At 44.0% G+C, this 22,236-nt stretch carries 20 protein-coding genes; 6 read left to right on the forward strand and 14 right to left on the reverse strand.

The window, feature by feature from the left end; genetic code table 11:
* Nucleotides 1-370 precede the first annotated feature (370 nt).
* Nucleotides 371-1,780, forward strand: a complete 1,410-nt coding sequence (kamA, locus tag JSY36_RS02190; protein ID WP_205165061.1) for a lysine 2,3-aminomutase — start codon at nt 371-373, stop codon at nt 1,778-1,780.
* Between the two features lie 15 nt (nt 1,781-1,795).
* Complete coding sequence (locus JSY36_RS02195) at nt 1,796-2,074, forward strand: YokU family protein (RefSeq protein ID WP_122896753.1); 279 nt, start codon at nt 1,796-1,798, stop codon at nt 2,072-2,074.
* A 439-nt stretch (nt 2,075-2,513) separates the two neighbouring features.
* Here JSY36_RS02195 and ablB read toward each other — a convergent pair whose 3' ends face one another.
* From ablB to JSY36_RS02230, 7 genes are all read right to left on the reverse strand, one after another.
* Nucleotides 2,514-3,308 carry a putative beta-lysine N-acetyltransferase gene (ablB, locus tag JSY36_RS02200; RefSeq protein ID WP_205165062.1) on the reverse strand — a complete coding sequence of 265 codons (795 nt, stop codon included), beginning with the start codon at nt 3,306-3,308 and terminating at the stop codon, nt 2,514-2,516.
* A 434-nt stretch (nt 3,309-3,742) separates the two neighbouring features.
* On the reverse strand, nt 3,743-5,167 hold the full coding sequence (locus JSY36_RS02205; protein WP_205165063.1) for an aldehyde dehydrogenase family protein: 1,425 nt from the start codon (nt 5,165-5,167) through the stop codon (nt 3,743-3,745).
* The gene (gene gabT / locus JSY36_RS02210; RefSeq protein ID WP_205165064.1) at nt 5,168-6,520 is read right to left on the reverse strand and encodes a 4-aminobutyrate--2-oxoglutarate transaminase; all 1,353 of its coding nucleotides are present in this window, start codon (nt 6,518-6,520) and stop codon (nt 5,168-5,170) included.
* Nucleotides 6,498-7,799, reverse strand: coding sequence for a peptidase (locus JSY36_RS02215; RefSeq protein WP_205165065.1), 1,302 nt, complete (start codon nt 7,797-7,799; stop codon nt 6,498-6,500). The genes gabT and JSY36_RS02215 overlap by 23 nt, the downstream gene beginning before the upstream one ends.
* A complete protein-coding gene (locus JSY36_RS02220) occupies nt 7,789-8,466 on the reverse strand; it encodes a 3-oxoacid CoA-transferase subunit B (RefSeq protein WP_205165066.1) in 678 nt (225 codons plus the stop codon). Before JSY36_RS02220 ends, JSY36_RS02215 begins: the two co-directional genes overlap by 11 nt.
* A complete protein-coding gene (locus JSY36_RS02225; protein WP_205165067.1) occupies nt 8,445-9,152 on the reverse strand; it encodes a CoA transferase subunit A in 708 nt (235 codons plus the stop codon). Before JSY36_RS02225 ends, JSY36_RS02220 begins: the two co-directional genes overlap by 22 nt.
* A 12-nt stretch (nt 9,153-9,164) precedes the next feature.
* Entirely contained in the window at nt 9,165-10,526 is a 1,362-nt protein-coding gene (locus JSY36_RS02230; RefSeq protein WP_122896746.1) for an aspartate aminotransferase family protein, read from the reverse strand.
* A 188-nt stretch (nt 10,527-10,714) separates the two neighbouring features.
* Between JSY36_RS02230 and JSY36_RS02235 the strand changes: the two genes are divergently transcribed.
* Both JSY36_RS02235 and yppF read left to right on the forward strand, forming a co-directional pair.
* Nucleotides 10,715-12,367 (forward strand): PucR family transcriptional regulator, encoded by a 1,653-nt coding sequence (locus JSY36_RS02235; RefSeq protein WP_205165068.1) that lies wholly within the window; start codon nt 10,715-10,717, stop codon nt 12,365-12,367.
* 118 nt (nt 12,368-12,485) lie between these two features.
* Complete coding sequence (gene yppF, locus JSY36_RS02240) at nt 12,486-12,701, forward strand: YppF family protein (RefSeq protein WP_205165069.1); 216 nt, start codon at nt 12,486-12,488, stop codon at nt 12,699-12,701.
* A gap of 113 nt (nt 12,702-12,814) precedes the next feature.
* Here the strand turns inward: yppF and JSY36_RS02245 are convergent, their stop codons facing one another.
* On the reverse strand, nt 12,815-15,124 hold the full coding sequence (locus tag JSY36_RS02245) for a glycoside hydrolase family 65 protein (protein ID WP_205165070.1): 2,310 nt from the start codon (nt 15,122-15,124) through the stop codon (nt 12,815-12,817).
* Between the two features lie 311 nt (nt 15,125-15,435).
* Between JSY36_RS02245 and JSY36_RS20585 the strand changes: the two genes are divergently transcribed.
* Nucleotides 15,436-15,570: a hypothetical protein gene (locus JSY36_RS20585; RefSeq protein ID WP_272873232.1), complete on the forward strand. Its 135-nt coding sequence runs from the start codon at nt 15,436-15,438 to the stop codon at nt 15,568-15,570.
* A gap of 112 nt (nt 15,571-15,682) precedes the next feature.
* On the forward strand, nt 15,683-15,838 hold the full coding sequence (locus JSY36_RS02250) for an aspartyl-phosphate phosphatase Spo0E family protein (RefSeq protein WP_205165071.1): 156 nt from the start codon (nt 15,683-15,685) through the stop codon (nt 15,836-15,838).
* A 62-nt stretch (nt 15,839-15,900) separates the two neighbouring features.
* On the opposite strand, the gene JSY36_RS02255 is transcribed toward JSY36_RS02250, so the two are convergent.
* The 6 genes from JSY36_RS02255 to JSY36_RS02280 all read right to left on the reverse strand — a co-directional run bounded on the left by JSY36_RS02255 (nt 15,901) and on the right by JSY36_RS02280 (nt 22,155).
* Complete coding sequence (locus tag JSY36_RS02255) at nt 15,901-17,721, reverse strand: S8 family peptidase (RefSeq protein WP_205165072.1); 1,821 nt, start codon at nt 17,719-17,721, stop codon at nt 15,901-15,903.
* Between the two features lie 655 nt (nt 17,722-18,376).
* Complete coding sequence (locus JSY36_RS02260) at nt 18,377-18,913, reverse strand: DUF420 domain-containing protein (protein WP_419466021.1); 537 nt, start codon at nt 18,911-18,913, stop codon at nt 18,377-18,379.
* 16 nt (nt 18,914-18,929) lie between these two features.
* On the reverse strand, nt 18,930-20,099 hold the full coding sequence (locus tag JSY36_RS02265) for an MBL fold metallo-hydrolase (protein WP_205165073.1): 1,170 nt from the start codon (nt 20,097-20,099) through the stop codon (nt 18,930-18,932).
* A gap of 126 nt (nt 20,100-20,225) precedes the next feature.
* Nucleotides 20,226-20,396, reverse strand: coding sequence for a hypothetical protein (locus JSY36_RS02270; protein WP_183163706.1), 171 nt, complete (start codon nt 20,394-20,396; stop codon nt 20,226-20,228).
* Between the two features lie 77 nt (nt 20,397-20,473).
* Nucleotides 20,474-21,661 carry an MFS transporter gene (locus JSY36_RS02275; RefSeq protein WP_205165074.1) on the reverse strand — a complete coding sequence of 396 codons (1,188 nt, stop codon included), beginning with the start codon at nt 21,659-21,661 and terminating at the stop codon, nt 20,474-20,476.
* 113 nt (nt 21,662-21,774) lie between these two features.
* Nucleotides 21,775-22,155, reverse strand: coding sequence for a hypothetical protein (locus tag JSY36_RS02280; protein ID WP_122896737.1), 381 nt, complete (start codon nt 22,153-22,155; stop codon nt 21,775-21,777).
* Nucleotides 22,156-22,236 lie beyond the last annotated feature (81 nt).

Below are 22,236 nucleotides of genomic sequence, written 5' to 3' on the forward strand. Positions count from 1 at the left end.
CAAACGCGCAAGCGCCTTGGTCACGAGCGATAAAGAAAACTTGGCTTTGCCCCTCCAATAGCTCAAACCCTTATTTGCTCTTATGATCTCGTACAAGGATTTTAATTCATCAAATGACCTGGAGCTCGGAGGCGTGCAGCTGGACGCGGAAAAGGTTCAAGAAAAAGTTATACAAATAAATAAGAATCTATAGATTCCAGAACAACAGTAAAGAGTGCCAAAAAACCGGCACTCTTTTTTTTATCCTTTCCCCTTCATACTCTCCAATGCTTACAGATAAAGGTTTATGGACTTATTTAAATACAAGATACACTTGGCACGGTTTTTGCATTAACTATTACATGAGAATATTTTGCGGGAGGAAATACAAATGAAAATGGACCTTTACAAGCCAGCACGCCACTGGAAAGACATTGAATTGTGGAAAGGTGTGCCCGAAGAAAAATGGAATGACTGGATCTGGCAGCTCACTAATACCATCAGAACCCTTGATGATTTAAAAAAGGTTATTAACCTTACACCCGATGAAGAAGCCGGAGTGAAAATATCAACAAAAACCATTCCATTAAACATTACACCATATTACGCTTCCTTAATGAATCCGGATGACCCGCGCTGTCCGATCCGTATGCAGAGTGTACCGGTATCCAAAGAAATCGAAAAATCCAAATATGACATGGAAGATCCTCTCTCCGAAGATGAAGACTCTCCCGTCCCGGGCCTAACACACCGATACCCTGACCGTGTATTGTTTTTGGTAACCAACCAGTGCTCGATGTACTGCCGCTATTGTACGCGACGCCGGTTCTCAGGCCAGATCGGAATGGGAGTCCCTAAGAAGCAGCTTGACGGAGCCATTCAATATATTGCCTCGAACCCTGAAGTGCGGGACGTCTTAATTTCCGGCGGAGACGGCCTTCTTATAAATGATCAGATTCTAGAGTATGTGCTAAAAAACCTTCGTGAAATTGATCACGTTGAAATTATCCGAATCGGCACCCGGGCTCCTGTAGTTTTTCCACAGCGAATCACGGAGAACCTCTGTAATATCCTTAAAAAGTATCACCCTATCTGGCTGAATACACATTTCAATACAAGCCTGGAAATTACGGAAGAATCGAAAAAGGCTTGTGAAATGCTAGCTAATGCCGGGGTGCCCGTCGGCAACCAGGCGGTAATCCTCAAAGGCATTAATGACAGTGTCGAGATTATGAAAAAGCTTATGCACGATCTTGTAAAAATCCGTGTCCGCCCTTACTATATCTATCAATGTGACCTGAGTGAAGGAATCGGTCACTTCAGAGCACCGGTTTCGAAAGGGCTGGAGATTATAGAAGGACTTCGCGGGCATACATCGGGATATGCTGTACCCGCTTTTGTTGTCGATGCACCAGGCGGCGGAGGAAAAATCACCCTTCAGCCAAACTACATGATCTCCCAAAGTCACGATAAAGTCGTGTTAAGAAACTTTGAAGGCGTTATTACCACGTATCCTGAACCAAAAGAGTATACACCAGGTACAGCAGATGCCTATTTCTTTAATTACTATGAGAAGAAAGACGAAAAGCGCATCGGAATTTCTGCTTTAATGAACGACGAAAAAAGTTCAATTATGCCGGAGGGACTTCAGCGGATTGAACGCCGTAAAACCTACCAGCAGGATGAAAACCACCGGACACTCAAAGACCAGAGGGATAAACGGGATCAAATGAAAGAACGCAAATATTTAAAAGAACAAAAGATGTATGAAGAAAAGACTGATAAAAGTGAAGAAGCTTAAGCAGGGGGTGCTCTTATGAAATGTAAATGGTGCGAATCGGATAAAGCCATTCACAGTCTGGAGTCAGCCTACTGGGAGCTTCCGGATGGAAGCCGGGCCGTTGAAATTACGCAGGTTCCCTCTATCAAATGTTCAGACTGTGAAATGATATATATTGAAGAAGAACAAATCGCGGACATTGAAGATCAGTTCATGCTGATCGATACAAAAAAGCTCGATATGACCTTCTCCTACAAAACACTCATGAACCAGCCAAAATTCCTGAAGAAAAACTACTTTAACTTTGACAGATAGCAAAAAGCCCAAACGGCCGGTCCTGCCGTTTGGGCTTTTTGCTAAATGCAATGAGCGGAGCCGGTGCTGTCATTCTGATGGGCGTTCTTCCCGTCAGGCGCGCACCCCGCGTAGCCATTGCCAGCTATTAAAACGGCCGGTCCTGCCGTTTGGGCTTTTTGCTAAATGCAATGAGCGAAGCCGGCGCTGTCCCTCTGATGGGGTTCTTCCTGTCAGGCGCGCACCGCGCGAAGCCATTGCCACTCTGAAACGTCGATCATGCCGTTTGGGCTCTTCCGAGGCTGTGACGGCAAGCTTCCTCGACTTAAACATAATTACTTTTTCAGCAAAGGCAACAACTTATATTAAACAGCATTCTTTTATAGCAGGTTGGACGCTCTCTCCCCTATGGCACGCAACGATTGCCATTATCCGGCCGCTTTTACTTTGGTTTTTTTATTTACTTTAAGGCTTTACTCCATACGTTCATATCCTCAAACCCGCTTGTAATTATGCAATTATTAATAAGTGTCCCTTCATATTGATAACCAAGGCGTTTGACCGTCATGTTCATTCCAGTAGAACGGGCCCGGGTTATAGAGAAAATATGGTTAATCCCCTCTTTCCTGCACTCCTCTTCTAAATCAAGCACCAAATAATGAAGAAGCTGATTACCCCTGTAATCCGGATTAACAGCACAGTCTGTAATCTCTGCACTTCTGTATCCGGTTTTCATTGCCGATGCAGCAGCAATGACTTCGCCTCCATTTTTTACAGCTGCAAATAGATAATCGGATTCGGCTGCTTTTTTCAGCGCTTCAGGATCAAAAATATTAGTTGGATATTTAGGAAAAACCTTTTTGTAAAGAGCAGCAAGAGATTTAAGGTCTCTGTCCTGAACAAGTCCGACCGGATACAGACAAGGCTGTGAGATTTGCTTTGAATCTTCTCTTACCCTATTCAGGACTTCTTCATTTTCTGTTTTTGTTTTTGAATTTTTCCGCTCCTCTTTATCGTACTTAGTCAGAATAATCGCTTTTTCCCCTTCAAAGAATCCGCTCGTCTCCGCTTCAACGGAAAAGCCCAAGTCTTTCAGGGCACCGGTATGTTCGGAAAGCGTATAAACAATCCGTTTTCCCCGTACAGCATTATTGATGTCTTCTTTAAGCTTGACCGAATCGTTATATGTAAAAGAGGGCAGATAAGCAACAAGCCTGTCATTCTCATCGTCGAAATCCCATTTATTATTCATCATATAAAACTCCTTCCTGCTTTTCTTCTGTTATGTCCTGAACTGCTTAAGAGGGTGCCTCAAGGTTATAATGACCTGATGCGACACCCTCATTATTATTTATCGCTTTTCCATGATCCTGCCCGGCCCAAGCTGTTGCAGGAGTCTCGGCCCCTCCGGCTTGATCATCTTTTTCATCAAAAGCAATACTCTATGGGAATCATCCTTGTGAGAGCCGAGTAAATCCCCCTACAGGCGGGCGCTTTCCGCGGGCATCGCTTCAGCCTCCTCGGGAAAGTTGCCTTCTGCTTCTTCCTCTACTAGCTTAGTCTTCGATGTACATTCGTCGAAGCAACTCGCAGCTAATTCTGTAATGCTCGTAGCCGATGCCCCGCCGGAGTCGCCGCCTTTCACTCCATAATTAATATTGACAAAACAACAATGTTTCCGAAAACAGCTTATTTTTTAAACGATACGAGCTTCAGTTCCGTCATTTCTTCAATGGCATACTTAATTCCTTCACGTCCGAAGCCGCTCTTCTTCACACCGCCGTAGGGCATATGGTCAACTCGAAATGTAGGGATATCATTGATAAGAACGCCTCCCACCTCAAGGTCCTCCGCTGCCTGGAACGCTTTTTTCATATCATTCGTAAATACACCAGCCTGCAGTCCGTAATCAGAGCTGTTCACTTCAATTATAGCCTGATCCCAGTCTGAGAAGGAATTAATGTGAACAACCGGACCAAATACTTCCTCACAGGAAACAGAACTGTCGGTTGGAACATCTGCCAGGATGGTAGGCAGTACTCCATTGCCTTCACGTGTCCCGCCGCAGACCACTTCTGCCCCACGGTCCTTTGCCTCATCAATCCAGCTTAAAACGCGGCTGCAGTCATCCTCTGATATAAGTGCACTGATATCGGTGGCTTCATCAAGAGGATGCCCGAAGATAAGACGGTCGGTGCGTTTTTTCATGGCATCAATTACTTCCTGCTTCAGTGATTCGTGAACAAATATACGTTGAAGGCTGATACACACCTGCCCCTGATAAGCAAAAGAACCTAACACGAGCCGGTCGGCAATCTTTTCTACATTTACGCCCTCATCAATAATAACGGCACTGTTGGAACCAAGCTCCAATGTCATCTTCTTTAAACCCGCTTTGTTCCGCAGAGCAATACCCACTTCCGGACTTCCTGTAAATGTGATTACACTTATCCGGTCATCAGTGACGAGCTTTTCCCCGACCACGCTTCCCTTCCCGGTAATAACATTTAACGCTCCTTTTGGAAGTCCCGCTTTTTCGAAGATCTCAGCTATAAAATATGCACTGAGCGGTGTCTGTGAGGCAGGTTTTAATATAACCGGGTTACCTGCAGCAATTGCAGGTCCAAGCTTATGTGCTACAAGGTTCATCGGAAAATTAAAAGGCGTTATGGCTGCCACTACGCCAGCAGGTTCACGGACAGCATAGGCGATTCGTCCTTCCCCGCCGGGGGCAGCATCCATATTAATCATTTCATTCTTTATTCTTCTCGCTTCTTCACTTGCAAACTTATAGGTCATTATACTTCTTGCCACTTCCGTTCTGGCTGTCTGGATCGGTTTAGCAGCTTCCTGTGAGATAAGGCGGGCTGCTTCTTCACGCCTCTCCTCTAATAACCTGCTTACATTGTCTAAAATTTCAGCTCTTTGATGAGCCGGGAGTTTACCAAGTTCCTTCCTGGCTTTAAAAGCTGAAACTACAGCCTGTTCCGTTTCCTCTTCTGTAGCTGATGGAATCTGAGCCACGACTTCTCTGTCATAAGGGGATAAAAGATCCTTATAAGAGGATCCCTCCACCCATTCACCACCAATAAATAACTTTTTCTTCATATCCATTCACTCCTTCTGACGATACGTACACATATCCTCTAAAACGCCCTCTAGGATAAGTAGTCCTTCATGGAGTTCTTCTTCGGAAATGACAAGGGGCGAGAGAGTCCGAATAACATTACCGTAAAGACCGGACCCCATAATCAACAGTCCTTTTTGAATGCAGGACTGAATCATTTTTTGTGTGAGCTCTTTGTTCGCTTCCTTCGTTTCTCTGTCGGTGACAATTTCAAAGGCATTCATCGCACCTACGCCTCTCACATCACCAATCTCTTCATACTTTTCATGCCATTTTTGAAAGTACCCCATTACCGTTTTACCAATCTCTTTTGCGCGATTTGGAAGCTGGTCTCTTTCCATTAACCGGATGACTTCAAGTGCGGCTACACAACCGAGAGGACTCCCGCCGTAAGTCCCGCCAATTTCACCGATCCCTGCAGAATCCATGATTTCCGCCCTGCCGGTTACAGCACTGATTGGAAAGCCCGCTGCAATTGATTTAGACATCGTCATGAGATCCGGAACGATATCATAATGATCACATGCAAACAGTTCCCCGGTTCTGCCAAATCCCGTTTGAACTTCATCCGCTATAAACACTATTCCATATTTTTCACAGATCTCCTTCACACCTTTGACAAATTTTCGGCTCGGGGCCACAAACCCGCCTTCACCCTGAATGGGTTCAAGAATAACAGCGGCCGTCTCTTCGTGGGACACATCTGATAAAAAGAACGTTTCGATCCGTCTTAAGCACTCTCTGTCAACGTCTTCGTCAGTCATTCCTTCCGGCTTTCTGTAATAATAAGGGTAAGGAAGCTTATATGTTTCGCCTACAAAAGGACCGAATTCATACTTATACGGCTTCACTTTACTCGTCAGGCTCATTGCCATATACGTTCTTCCGTGAAACCCCCTCTCAAAAGAAATGACCGCTTTTCTACCAGTATATTTTCTGGCAAGTTTGACTGCGTTTTCCACAGCCTCCGCTCCGCTGTTCAAAAAGAACGTCTTTTTATAATGATCCCCCGGGGTTATTTCATTTAATTTTTCCGCAAGCTCAACGTATGGTTCATACATCATGACGTGGAAACACGGGTGAATGTAGGCATCAAGCTGGGCTTTAACAGCCTCTACAACTTCCTTCGGGCAATGCCCTGCATTTAATGATCCTATTGCTCCGGCAAAATCTATAAACCTGTTTCCATCTACATCAGTAAGAATCGCTCCGTCACCTTTTTTTGCAAATGTAGGAGCAGTGTTAAACGGTCCCTTCGGTATATGAAGATCACGTCTTTGCAGAAGAGAAGCCCCTTTTGGGCCGGGAATATTCGACTTAACCTGCACTTGTTTTTTCATCACTCTGATCCTCCTTTGCTTGGTCGCACCAATCCATGATGGTTAGGGCAATAATCGCTGCACAGTCGAGCACACTGCTTAACTCAATATATTCATTTGAAAAATGAGCCATCTGCGTCACTCCAGGTCCGAAAACAATCGATGGCGTGTTTCCGATATTTGTAAGAAGCCCCCCATCTGTTCCCCATGGTGAAGCTTCAACTTTGGGAGGCTGTTGGCATATATGCTCATATTGCTTTGTCAGAATGGACAGGAGTGGATGATCTTGAGGTATTGCCCCCGGAAGCCAGCGTGCACCAAACCATTCAATATCCACGGGATAATCCATAAACCACGGATCCTTTTCTGCAAGTCTATTTAAATGATTACAGAATTCTTCCTGTACTTCCTCTACTGTTTCATCAGGCGAAATACCACACCTGCCTTCAATTTTAACTAAGTCAGATACCGAGGAGGGCCAGTCACCACCTTCAATAACACCTACATTTATCGGTATTGGAATTGGAATTTGCGAATAAAGAGGATCCTTTATCCTTTTGTTACGGATGGCTTCAAGCTCTCTTAATTCATTGAGAACGCACTGGGCCTTCTCGATGGCACTTACACCTTCGTACCTCGTACCTCCGTGTGCGGCCTTCCCTTTTACGAACAGCCTGAACCACATAGAGCCCTGCTGTTTGGGAAATATCTTCATATTTGTAGGCTCGGGAATGATTGCAGCATCAGCTGTATACCCTCTCAAAATAGCGGCAAGGGTTCCGGCCCCTCCACTCTCTTCTTCTATGACACTTTGAAAAATAAGATCACCCTTCAGCTGAACACCGCATTCGTGGAGTCCTTCCATGGCAAGCAGCATAGCCACATTTCCGCCTTTCATATCTGTGGCACCGCGGCCGTAAATGCGCCCATCTCTAAATTCTCCACTGTAGGGATCGGTATGCCAGTCTTTCAGGTCACCTTCAGGGACTACGTCGACATGTCCGTTTAACACGAGAGACTTTCCCTTTCCTTTTCCTTTCTTCACGCCGACAACGTTTGGGCTTCCTGTAAAGTTACCCCGGGGGGATATGAACGCTTTATGGTTGGTAAGTTCTTCACCGCCCGGTTCCCACATGTCCACAGTACATCCGATGGAATCAAGTTTACTTGCTACCAGGTTCTGTATACCTGCTTCATTCATCTGGGTGGATGGTTCACGGATAAAGCGCTGCAAAAGCTCAACCGCTTTTGTTTCCGATTTTTTTATCCATGAAATGACCTCTTCTTGTTTACGATCCATAACGCTCCTCCTTATCCAAGCTGGCTAAATCTATGATCAACTGTGGTTCGGTGCACGCTATGACCTCTTCTACTGTATACGGGCTGAATACTTCTTTTAATAAGAGTCCTTCTTTTGTTACTTCGATTACCGCCATTTCGGTAATGATCAGATTTACACACAGCGAAGCAGTTAACGGAAGACTGCATTCCCTGAGAATTTTAGGCTGTCCGTATTTGTCTGTATGGTTCATGAGAATAAGTACTCGTTTTGCTTTTTCAGCCAGTTCGATTGCTCCTCCCATACCGGGAACCCGTTTTCCCGGCACGATCCAGTTTGCCAGATCTCCCTGTTCACTTACCTGCAAAGCACCCATAATGGTCATATCCAGTTTTCCCCGCCTGATAATGGCAAACGCTGTGGCACTGTCGAAATAGGAAGCTCCTTTACTTGCCGTAATTGGAAATCCACCTGCATTGCACAAAAGAGCATTTTCATTTCCCTTTTCGGGGCTTGGACCAGTCCCGAGCACCCCGTTTTCTGCGTGAAACATAACCGGCACTTCCGTCGGAACAAAGTCTGCTACGAGAGTAGGTATCCCAATACCGAGATTAACGACCATTCCCGGCATAATTTCCTGAGCTGCGCGTCTTGCAATCTTTTCTCTTACTTCTCTTCCCAGGCCCATTTCCAGTTCACTCCTTCTGATTGGACAATTCCATCAATAAAGACGCCAGGGGTTACAATTGCTTCAGGATCGAGCTCACCTGTTTCCACAATGCTGTCCGCTTCTGCAAATGTCATTTTTCCTGCCATTGCTACAAGAGGATTTGTATTTCTGGCGCTCGTATCATAAATAAGATTTCCATACTTATCTGCGCTCTTTGCATTCACGATGGAAATATCCGAAGTGAGTGCCGTTTCAACAAAGTACGATTTTCCTTGTATTATTACTGATTGTTTACCTTTTCCGACAATCGGATTGCCTGCGCCTGTATCGGTCAATATTCCTCCGAGCCCTACTCCCCCCGCTCTTATCCGTTCTGCAAGAGTACCCTGGGGAGAGAATTCCACTTCCAGGGCTCCTTCTGTCATGAGCTTTCCTGCTACCGGGTTTGAGCCTATGTGGGAGGCGATGAGCTTCTTTACTCTCCCTTGGCTCACAAGCCTCCCCACTCCGATATCAGGAAAACCGGCATCATTTCCGATCAGTGTAAGGTTCTTTAACCCTTTTTTCAGCATGCCGTCGATAAGGGAAGGAGGATTTCCTACACCGCCGAACCCTCCGAACATAATCGTCATCCCGTCTTCCATGAACGATAAGGCTTTTTCAACTGTCATCGTTTTATTAATCGATTTCATGACTTTATCCATCGAAGTTCCTCCTTACCCTACTGAGCTGAAAAAACCGCCAACCTGCAGTTCATCCTGTACTTCCTTTACTGTCTGATCGAACAGGCGGACAATTTTGTCTGCTTCTTCTTTTTTCGTTACAAGCGGCGGAGCAATGATGACAGCATCTCCTCCGAGTCCGTCCACACCAGCTGAAGCGGGATAGACGATGAGTCCCTTTTTCATCGCACGCTCGATAATCGTCCGTGAGACGTGAATTTCCGAGGCAAAAGGAAGCTTGTTAAAAATGTTGGATACAAATTCCACGCCCGTAAGCATCCCTCTTCCTCTTACATCCCCGATCATTGGATATTTCTGCTGAAGGACCTTTAGCTGATCTTTCAAGTATGCTCCGACATTTCTTGATTGTTCAATAAGATTATGGCGTTCGATATAGTTGAGTACAGTTAAGGCAACAGCGGCACTTTGAGGATTGGCACTGTACGTATGCCCGCTCATGATTAACTTTGACCCCTTAAAGATCGGCTCCATTACACGGTCGCTGATCATTGTAGCAGCAATAGGTGCATATCCGGCTCCAAGGCCTTTACCGAGAGCCATGATATCCGGTGTTACATTCCAGTGGTCAATCGCAAACCGGGTTCCGCATCTCCCAATACCGGTCATCACTTCATCTGCAATAAATAAAATATCGTTTCTTTTACATATCTCGGATATGGTTTCATAATATCCATCAGGAGGGACAACTGCAGCCCCTGATGCGCCGATAATCGGCTCAGCGATAAAAGCAGCAATGTGATCTGCACCAATTCTTCTGATCGCGGTTTCAAGTTCCTTAGCACAGTGAAGGGCACATTCCGGATAGGTCCTGTTAAAAGGACATCTGTAACAATAAGGTGGGTTTAACGTAGGAAAGTCTTCCAACAGAGGCGTGAACCTCTCTCGTCTGCCAACGTGGCCTGACATGGATAATGCACCAAGCGTAATTCCGTGATAACTCATCCAGCGTGAGAGAACTTTAGTCTTTGTGGGCTTACCCTTCTCCTGCCAGTACTGAAGGGCCACTTTAAGAGCTGTTTCCGTTGCTTCAGAGCCGCTGTTAACAAAAAAAGTCCAATTTACGTCTCCCGGTGCCCACGATTTCAATTTTACTGCCAGCTTCTCTGCCGGCTCGTTTGAAAACTGCGACCGGTATACAAACGAGACTTTTTCCGCCTGCTCTTTCATGACAGCCGCGATTTCAAGAACACCGTGACCGATTCCTGCTGTTACAGCACCGGATGAGCCATCAATGTATTCCTTTCCTTCCGAATCATATAAATAAATACCTTTACCATAAGCCGCAACAGGGTAATTTTCGTCTAATAAGGGTTTGATTAAGTAACTTTCCTTCACTATTACTCCCTCCTTTGCATGCAGCTTTTTAAAGATTGAAAAATCAGATAATTACACCTACACTTAGAGTAAGCGCTTCTTTATTTCATCTTATTCAAAAAGGCTTTATATGACTATTCGCTTTTACAGAGGATCTTTTCTGCTCCTTTTTATACATGGTGTATAAATGATATTCAGGGGGTGTGACCATGCTTACAATAAAAGAAGCATTAAAACTTCCGGCACTGCATGAAACGATTATCAGAGCCGGAGAATCAGGTACTGATCACACAATCAAGTGGGTCACAACTGTTGAAATTATTGAAGATATCTCTCGTTTTCAGGAGGGGGAATTTCTTGTTACTACGGGGTTTGGTTTGAATGAGGATACACCTTATAAAGAGAGACTCATTTCTTTGATAAAGGAAAAGAAGCTCGCCGGGATGGCTCTTTATACAGGGTTTTACATTCCCCATATTCCGGATGAACTGATTGATGCTGCAGATGATGCCGGCCTGCCACTGATCGAAATACCACCTTCGATCAACTTTTCAACTGTTACAAAAGCGATTCTGGAACAGATGGCGAACCGTCAGATCAGGATACTGGAGGATTCCCTATCCATCCATAAAGAAATGACAAAACTCGCCCTTAGTAACGACGGGCTTGATCAGATATTAAAAAAGCTCAGTGAACTTACCCATTCGAGTATGTTTGTATTTGATGATATGTTCCAGCTCCACGCTTATGTAAAAAGACACGGTCAAATGCAGGTGGAGAAAAACGGAATCTACATGAACAACGATTCTTTTTCATTAAAAGACTATGTAGATGTCCTGAGCAGAGAGGAAAAAAGGTTTCACCACTATGTCTGGCACAGTTTTCCATGCTTTTTAACACCTGTTAAAACAGGCGAGTTTATTTACGGGTATCTTTTGATGATTAACGAAAAAACGTATTCCTCAGAAATGGACGAGGTTATTCTTGAGCATGTAGCTACTTTGATTGGTATTGAATTCGTAAAGGAATATGCAATTGAGGAGACAGAGGTCCGGCTTCAGGGAGAGCTTGTAGAAGAAGTACTGCAAAAAAAGGACATTGATGAAAACACCGCTCTCCGCAGAGGATTCAAGCTCGGTTTTGATCTTTCAAAAAAACAGGCTGTTCTCTATGCAAAAGTCAAAATGCAGAGCCTCTTCACCAAAAAGCACCAGGACTTTGGTAAGCAACTTCACTATATCGCATCCCAGCAATTATCAAAAAGCACGAGCCAGAGCATCCTGCTTCCGAAAACAGATGCCCTCGTTGCCTTGATTGAAACAAACGGACCGTCCAAAACAGAAGATAAACAGCAGCTTAGAACATACGCAGAGGGGATATTAAAACACTGGCGTTTTCATTACAGTGAGCCGTTAACAATTGGCATCGGAAGGCCGTACCAGAGCATAGGGGACCTTTCCACCAGCGGCCGGGAAGCAGAATATGCCGTTTCCTACTCTTCCCTCCTTCTTAGCAAAACGGATATTATTCACTATGATGACCTGGGCTTTTACCACCTCCTCATTCAGATGCAGGAATCCGGGGTACCACTTGAGCAGTTCTACAGTGATTATCTCGGTGATCTTGTCAAAGGTGACAGGCATCGGACGGATCTGATCCTTACACTGGAAACGTATCTTGGGCACAACTGTCATATTCAGCAGACTGCTGCGAAGCTCTACATCCACCGCCATACATTAAAGTACAGACTGACACAGATCGAGAAAAAAACCGGACTGAATATTGATTCAGCAGGCGACCGTCTGAACCTGCACCTTGCTGTAATGGCTTATAAATTTTCCCAGGCGGACTCATCTGCCTAATTTCGTCAAAACACTACAGTTTCTCGCGATTTTTGTCTGAAGATTGAAAATTTCAATTTTATTCCTCTCTTCACTTTTCATGGTAAACTACAAGCGCAAACATTGAGGAGGGGATTGTATGACTTTACAAGTGCTGATTGATTTTTACCGTGTCCGTTTCAACGAGGTTCCCGTTCAGGCAGATGACCTGATGGACCTGTTAACCTGGTGCTATCTCAGCGAGTTCATTACACCTGATACCTACAGATTATTACTTAGGGAACTTGAAGAACGGGGAGCTGAAAAGCCGCAGTTCCTTTCTGACAACGCAAAGAACATGAGCCGTATATCCTGAAACATAGATTATGTTTCTTCCTGTGATAATTGGGGTTCGCTCATTCAGCTGGGTTTAACAAATCCTAAAAAAGCTGTTCAAAGAGGTGGATATCTCTCTGAACAGCTTCTTTTTTATTTTTTCATTGCTGTCCTAATCTCTTCTTTTCCCTCCAGAGTAAATTGTTCCTCCCCGATTGTCAGATCAACTTTCTCGTCTGTTTCGTTTCTCACAACTACCTGCTCTTTCGTTACCTGGACATTCAGTCTCGCTTTTCTATAAAGAACTTTAAACGAGAATGCGTTCCACTGTCCCGGAATAAACGGGTTTAACACCAGTCGGTCTGATTGAACTTTAAGACCTCCAAACCCGTGAACAACACTCATCCATGTTCCCGCCATGCTCGTTGTATGACAGCCGTCTTCTGTGTCGTTGTTGTAGTTATCCAGATCAAGACGTGCTGTTCTCAGGTACATTTCATACGCTTTTTCCCTATATCCAAGTTCGCATGCCAATATGCTGTGCACACATGGTGACAATGAGGATTCGTGAACCGTACGAGGCTCATAAAAATCAAAGTTGCGTTTTTTCGTTTCAATATCAAACTCACTATTCAGGAAATAAAGCCCCTGTAAAACATCTGCCTGTTTAATAAAACAGGATCTTAGAATTCTATCCCATGACCAGTTCTGATTCAGTGGAAGATGCTTTTCATCAAGTTCACTGACATGTATTTGTTCTTTGTCCATGTATCCGTCCTGCTGAAGGAAAATCCCTGATTCTTCGTCCACAGGATAATACATTTTATCAATAATATCAGACCACTTCGATGTTTCTTCTTCCGTCAGGTCAAGCTTGTTAATTAAAGCTTCGTATCTCTTCGGGTCTGTTTCATTAACGTGGGCCAGTGCCTCCAGCGTGTACTCGATGGTCCAGGCTGCAATTCTGTTTGTGTACCAGTTATTATTCACGTTATTTTCATATTCGTTAGGTCCGGTTACACCATGCATCATGTAAACGGCCTTGTGATTCACAAAATGAACACGTTCTTCCCAGAATCTTGATATTTCAGCAAGTACTTCTACTCCGTATTCGCCCAGATAGTCGCGGTCTGCTGTATAGTTTACATAGTTATAGATTGCGTAGGCAATTGCACCGTTACGGTGAATTTCCTCAAATGTAATTTCCCATTCGTTATGACACTCTTCCCCATTCATTGTCACCATCGGATAAAGAGCCCCTTTTGTAAAACCGAGCTTTCTGGCGTTCTCTCTTGCCTTTTCCAGATGCTTATAACGGTAAACAAGAAGGTTACGTGCAATGTTCTGATCAGATGTACTGAGGTAGAACGGAAGACAATACGCTTCTGTATCCCAGTAGGTGCTTCCGCCGTATTTTTCACCGGTAAAGCCTTTAGGACCGATATTTAATCTGTCATCCTCCCCGGTGTATGTCTGATTCAACTGAAAGATATTAAACCGGATGCCCTGCTGTGCACTGACGTCTCCTTCAATGACGATGTCACTCGTTTCCCATTTTTTCGCCCATGCCTCTTTCTGCTCACTTAACAGACGATCAAACCCTTTTTCCATTGCTGACCGGCAGACTCTTTGTGCGACTTCTCCCAGGGAGGAGGTATCATGGTCACGATTTGTGACATTGGCTGCAACTTTTACAACCGAAGTTTCTTCGTTCTGTTTTAACGGTAGTACAACTTCCTGAGAAGTGTATTTTTCTCTTTTCGCGACCTTTACCTCGGGTGTTACCTTCTGTCCATTCTGAAAGTACTCATTGATCATCGTGGAAGCCATATGGAAATTCAGCTTCTTTGTTTTTATAATTACCGTCGCACTCTCATTTGAGACTGTCTCGTCAACAGGATCCCAGAACTTTTCGTCATAGTTCGCATCCGTATTTTTCACATCACCGTCAAGATAGGACGTAAGCGTAAGTTCTCCGTCAAAGTTAAGAGGTGTAATGGCATATCGAAGAGCCCCTGCTTCGCGAACCTTCATACTTACAAAACGGCAAGTGGCCACTTTAATTTTCTTCCCGCCTGAAAGTTCCGCTGTAAAGGATCGTTTTAGGTACCCCTCCTTCATATTCAGCTCTCTAACAAAGTTAGAAACCTTGGCAATATTCAAATCAAGTTCCTCATTATCAATTACAACCTTCAGGCCGATCCAGTTGGTTGAGTTAAGCACTTTTGCGAAGTATTCCGGGTAACCGTTTTTCCACCAGCCTACCCGGGTCTTATCCGGGTAGTAGACACCTGCCATATAGCTTCCCTGAAGCGAAGAACCGGAATAGGTCTCCTCAAAGTTTGCCCGCTGCCCCATATGTCCGTTCCCGATACTGAACACACTTTCTGAAATTTCATGATGTTCAGGGTTAAAGTCTTCTTCAATAACGGACCAATCGTCCAGTTTCAAATACTGTTTCATCTTATAATTCCCCTTTCGATGCAACCGTTTGCACTATTTTAAATAAAAAAATTAAAACAGGTTCAATTGTTTTAACGGTATTTCTGTCAGTTTGTTAATGTCCAACTCTGATGGACCGGATCCGGACCTGGCCTCAACTCACCTGCCAACCCGATTCTCCCTTGTCTGTGCATATATTATCCATCCTTATTCTAGTACACTTCCCCCAAAAAAGAAAGCGTTTTACTAAAGTTTCCCACGGTTATTTTCAACATAGTATTTGAATGACATCGAAGCTGATGGTCAAACTAACATCATCGGAGGTGCCTGCTATGGAAGATAAAAATAAAAAGAAACAAAAGAAGACGGAAAAGGGCCGGGCGGATGACAGAAAATTACATTATCAGGTGTATATCCAGGACAAAAGATCACCACATCCAAAAGAAGAAGAAGATATGAATTATTAATGGTGTCGATTTCTTGGAAGTTTTGACTTTTTTGGCCGAAAGACTATTCATATACACAAAGATCGTAGATAATGAAAAAATATTAATGTTACTTTTTGGAGAGTGATTAGCGATGTTACAACAAAGCATAGAGAAAAAGAGAGCTGAACTTATGTTAAAAGCGAAACACTATGGCTTCGGAGCTAAAGAAACACTGACCTGTTCGATTGAATTAGACGAGCTCATAATCGCCTATCAGGAAAACCGTTTGCCCGGTTTAAGACATTAGATAATCACTAAAGCAAGGGGCTGTTTCAGACCAACCGGTCTTTTGAAACAGCCCCTTGCTTGTTATTCTCCGCCTGCCATATTAATTGCACGGGTTACATTAATGACACCGTGTCCGGTATAGGCATCAAAACCACTGTTCCCGATATCATCACAAGAGTTACGCATAATATCATACACTTCCTCATTGGACAAACCAGGATTTATACTTAAAATCAAGCCGGCAAGACCTGCAACGTGGGGAGACGCCATGGAGGTTCCGCTCATCGCTACATATTCGTTACCGATGTACGTGCTTGGAATATGTTCACCTGGAGCTGATACATCCACATGGGTTCCAAAGTTTGAGAATGCAGCCCGCTGTCCTTCAGGATCCAGAGCAGCTACAGTGAAAACTTCAGGATAGGCAGCGGGATACATCGGTGTCTCAACTGCTTCATTACCCGAAGCCGCTATTAGAACAACATCCTGTTCATAAGCATAGCGGACCGCGTCTCTCATAACCTCGGAGTCATGACTGTCCCCCAGGCTCATATTAATGACCCTCGCTCCGTTATCAACTGACCACCGGATTGCCTCTGCAATGGAAAAAGAATTCCCTTCCGCATTTGCATCGAGAGCCTTGACAGCCAGGATCGGATTCTCCCAGGATACTCCTGCAATTCCTTCCACGTTATTTGTTATTGCAGCTGCTACACCTGCAACGTGTGTTCCGTGACCATGTTCATCGTAATAATTCCCATTATCTTCAAAAGCATTATAACCACCGGTTATTTTATCCTCTAAGTCAACATGTTCAGGATCTACACCACTGTCAATAATCGCAATAGGAATTTCTGCGTTTCCTGAAGTGATCTGCCATCCTTCCTCAATTGTAATCTGCTCGAGGTTCCATTGGTAAGGATCATAAAGCTCGTCATTCGGGGCTTTCCCCTCCTGCTGCTGCGGCTCGAACAAACTTGGTTTGTTTTCAAGAGCCGGATGAGACCGCTTTTTATGGAATGAGGTCTGCTTTTCAACAGAATAGTTCGGTTCTGCAAAAATAACACCCGGGTCTGCGGCAAATTCCGAAACGAGCTGATCTGTTGAACGGCTGCTGTCCCGGAATAAGCAGTCGTTGCCTTCTTTATGAAGAAGCGCAGCCTGGTGAGCTTCAGCCAACGCCTTTGCATCGGCTCCATCCTTGATCCTTACAACAACTTCACCTTGTTTAAATGGCGTATCCAGCTCTTTAGTAGGCTCACTGTGAACAAACACGTCCCAGTCCAGATCAGGTATGGATGTTTTTACATAAGGAGCTTCTGCTTCCTGAGCATCAAAATCGACAGCCATATTGCTTGCACCGAGGAAAAACTGGCCATTTTCCCCTGTAATTACAGCCAGGTCTTTTACAAATGAACTTACAAAGGATAAATCCATTTCTCCAATACACCAGGCTTGATCATCTTTCGTACCCATCAAAAGCTTCTGTGTTCCATTCTCAACATAGGGTTCGGAAATATATACCCCTTCTTTTTTCTCCTTGGTCAGCCTTTCCACAGGATTCTCAGTTACCTTCCCGACCTTGGTTGTTTCACCGTTATCATGAACAACTGCGAAACCGTGGAAGTGAGGGTGATCATGAATTTCTTCCTGAAGGTTTGATAAATTATCTTCCTGAGTTGCACTTTCAGCCCACCTGATAAGCTGGTCTTCCATTTTGTCCATAAACATTCTTACAGTGTAAGATACATCATCAGCAAATACTTGATCCATATGTGCCTGCAGTCCGTCCTGCTTATCCTGTGCAAGGTCTTTTTGCTGATGGTCAGAAAAAAACCAAACCCCAAGAACAGTCAGCAGGGCAATGGAAAAGAAAGCAGATAGTCCTATGATTCGTCTCATGTTCGTTCCTCCAGTTAATTTTTCACTTTCTTAGCATGCGCCCATCGCGGCAGTTCATTCAATTCCAGACAGTTTTCAGTACAAAAAGGCGGTTGTTAATAAACACTCTGCCGCACTCCTGCATGAAAAGCGAGTTCTGGGTAGGTGCCATACCATTCGAGTCAGGGAAACATCGTTTTGAAGCTTAACAATTGAGCCGGAGAATCTCGATGCTTATTTATGAACCAGAGTGCGTGTTTCGCCACCTCTCTCTTTTAAAGTACAGAAAATAAAGACGAAGCCTACGTCGTACCTTCGCTTTCCTTAACGGTGCCGTCAAGCCTCCTCAAACTAAAGCTCTGAGAGGTCTTGCCTGGCTCCCGCGGCCACAGGAGTCTCAGGCTTCATTACCTTTTCCAGAAAATATAACAATCTTAACGAAAGCAGCTCATAAGAAATAGTTGATTGGAGCGAATGTACGGCACTCCTTCGGGAAAAGCGAGTTTCGGGGAGAAACCGATAGCGAAAATCTCCATCTCCTTTAAACGAGCTATTTTATGAAGATGGACTTTTTCAGTGACTGCTGTGATGAACCGAATCACCACAAAGTTTATCAGATTTTAAAAAAGAACCCGCCGGATATAGAAATCCGACAGGCACTTTATAAAACCCTGACTCAATAGTATGGAGATATTAATATATATACCAAAACACCTGTAAAGCTAACATAAAGCCACATCGGCATTGAGAAACGAACCCATTTGCGATGACGGTCCCTGTGATCGTTATAACCACTGAAGAAGCTCATCAGTGCAAGAGGAACAATGGCCGCTGCAAGAATGATGTGGGTAATTAAAATAAAGTAATAAAAGGCTGCAATGGCACCTTCTCCTCCAAACGGTGTAGAAGGAGCCATAAAGTGATATGTCACATAAGACAGAAGGAAGACGAACGTCGTGGTGAAAGCACTGTAAATAAACCTTCTGTGCACTGTAATATTCCCTTTTTTTATCGCAATCAGGGCACCGATTAAAAACATAAATGTAAAGCTGTTAAGTGTTGCATTTAAAAGAGGAAGCTGCCTGATAACATAAGGAAGTTCTCCGTCATAACCCGGGAGAAAAGAAAGGGCAACTACGAGAGCATTTACAATGATCGTTACGATAATGACGGTCTTTACATAATGGGCATTAATCTTATTCCAAACTGACACAATTCATCTCTCCAATTCAATATGATGACACACAGGCAAGTCCCTGGCTTTTGATTTCACTAAGCCTGCCTTCTGAAATTCCGTTGATACGGGTCAAGTCTTTTACTGATTCGAACGGACGAAGCTCTTTCAGGCTTTTGCCCCGTTCTTCTCCAATATGGATAATAGTCATGAGCGCCTCAAGATCTGCTTCATTGATATCAATGCACTCTTCATGATTTTCGCTCTCATCTCGTTCCTGTTGGTTTTCAGTTATGTTATCCGTTGATTTTTCCGTAAGGAGTTCGAAGCTTTCACCATCCGTTTTAACTGTAACTGTCCCGTGCTCCGCAGTTCCGAATAATGGAATGTTCATTTGATGGAACAATTCAATAACTTCAGAGTGAGGGTGACCATATTGATTATTCTCACCTGCAGAATATATCGCGGCATCGGGATTAACAGCTTCGATAAAAGGGGCAGTATTTGAAGTGGAAGACCCATGATGGCCTGCTTTTAAAATGGTTGCATTGAGATGGTTATTGCGTCTGAGCATTTCATGTTCTGCCCGGTTTTCTGCATCTCCTGTAAGTATAAAACGAACCTCTCCAAATGAAATGTTCATACTTACCGAATCATCATTCAAATTGTTTGTTAATTCTTCAGGATGGATGACTTCCACAGATAAATCACCGACGGTAAAAGACTCTCCTGCCCTCGGTTCGTAATAATCTGCTTCGGAAGCAAGAATCGCTTCGAGTGTATGCTCAAAAGTCTGAGAACCCGCTTCCGAGCCGGACATCCAGACTTCTTTTACTTCAAAAGCATCCAGCACCTGCGGCATTTGTCCGATATGATCTGCGTGAGGATGTGTCCCCACAAGCAAATCGATGTGAGTGACGCCTCTTTCATTTAAATAGTGCACTACTTCATCCTGGTCATGACGGCCGGCATCCACAAGAATCACTGCCTCTTCTGTTTGAAAAAGAGTGGCATCCCCCTGTCCTACATCCAGAAAGGATACTTCAAGAGAGCCCTTCGGCATTTCCGATAATGGACCATTGGTTTCCTCTTCTTTGTTTTTTTCTTCGACTGCTTCTTCATTATGAGAAGACTGTTCGCCCTCTGTGAATTCATCCACACCGCATGCACCGGCAAGGAACAGTAATAGTACTGTCAACAATGTCAGGCTGATTTTATTATTCACTTTATTCCCCCACCAAACCATACTTCGTTAACTATTGTAGTATACAATGAAAAAAGCTGCTTAAAAAGACAAAGGTGACAAAAAGGACTGTTCTCTCCTTTTTGTCACCTGATTTTCATACATTCGTCACAGTTTCGACGGTTTCACTTTATTTACTTTCTCATTTCTTGTATTCTGTTCAAGTTTTTCAAGAAGATCCCGGACTTCATTTTTGTTTTCTTTCATCCCAAAAACCCGGTTTCTTTCTTTTTTTAAGACGCGGATGAGAAGTTGCTTCTCTTTTTTTGTCAGTAGCAAAATCCTCACTCCTATTTCCTGAAATAACACACAGGATTATTTTAGCACCCCTGGTGGCATTTGTCCTGCGATTCACATCATCTGTGAGTGGCGGCGGCTTCTTTTGTCCGCACGTTCTTTCTCATAGCCCACCATATACCGGCTGCTGCCAGAACAAATAGCGTGGTTGAAAAATAAAAAATAGATGAGATTGTATAATACCCTGCAATAATTCCTCCAAGAACAGGCCCGGTAACATTACCGAGAAAACGAAAGCTCTGATTATATCCGAGCACTTCCCCCTGAACTTCAAGTGGCACTACTCTTCTTATATAAGCTGTAACACACGGAATAATACCGCCGATCTGGATTCCAAATAAAAACCGGAGAACAATCAGCTGCCAGATGTTTGTCACAAATGCCTGTGGAATAAAGAACAAGGCTCCTAAGCCAATACATATTAGCAGAACTTTCTCATGACCGATTTCATCTCCAAGCTTTCCCCAGGACCTTGTTGCAACAAGGTTTCCAAGGCCGGTAACTGAAAAGGCAAAACCAGCCAGAAAAGCGATGTTCTCCACGGTCACGAGTGAACTTACATAAAGGGCAAGCTGAGGTTGGATACTGAAGTTGGCAGTCTGAACAATCAGTGAAACAACCATAATCATAAAAAGCATCCGGTTGCCGAAAATGTACCGGAACACCTCTCCCATGCTCTGGTGCTTCATTTTGTTTTTTGGCCCGGGACTGCGTACTTCCTGAATGGAAAAAGCAACAAATGTTGTAGCTGTGGAAATGACAACTGCCGTTATAATAAAGGTATATGTGAAACCAAACCCATCCGCCAGTGCCCCGCCAATCAGAGGACCGATCAGCCCGCCTCCTACAGTGCCTGTCTGAAGGGTCCCAAGAACTTTTCCTGCATTTTTTTTATCTGTCTGTGAAGATATAAGAGCAAGCGACGTGGGAATGAAGCCAGTCACTATCCCCATAAGCATTCTCAAGAAAAATAATTCCAAAACCGAATCAACATATCCCATTAAGAAAATCGAAATCGCAATCCCATAACCGGTAACTAGAAGAATCTTCTTCCTGCCGAACCGGTCGCCAAATCTGCCCCACAAGGGTGATACGAGAAAGGCAATGAGAAAAGTAATACCAAACACGAACCCCGACCACCGCTGTACATAAGCCGGGGAGTAGTTTCCAAACGTTTCTATATAAAGAGAGAGAAACGGTAACACCATCGTGGCACTTGCCGCTACACTGAAGTTAGCAATCCACATGATCACTAAGTTCCTTGTTTCTCTACGGATGGTAAACACCTTCTTCTGATCATTTATTTCGACTTACTAAATACAAGTATAGCGAAATTCTTTTACAAAGAGAACCCCTTCTTTCATCGTAAAAAGTCCACCATTTTCCCTGTAACCCCAGCCGTAAAAAGGCATGAACCCGTAATCATACATCCCGCGATTACGACTTCGTCTGAAGGTGCTGTACCAAGATAGTGAAACATGGACTGCGTTGAAAATGCTCCTGCAAATCCGTAGGAAAACAGCAGGATTCCACCTGCTATGAACAGATAATACAGAACCCCCTGCCGGGAAAAGCGCTTCTCTTTAGCTCCTGTGCCTTTTTTCAGAAAACCAGCAGCAATAAATAACGAAAGAATCAATAGAGAAGTAAAAAGAATGTATACTATTGAACGCGAAACGATACTCAGAATTAAAAAAATAAACAAAAGGAAGCTTAAAAAAACGACCCTGAATCTGATCATAAAGTACCTCTTTTTCATAAGTTGATTTCTTATAGCAATTGAAGCTAAAAAGTAGAAAGAACCCGGTTTCCACCAGGTTCT

This window comes from Alteribacter salitolerans (assembly GCF_016901055.1).
GTDB classification, from domain to species: Bacteria; Bacillota; Bacilli; order Bacillales; family Salisediminibacteriaceae; genus Alteribacter; species Alteribacter keqinensis.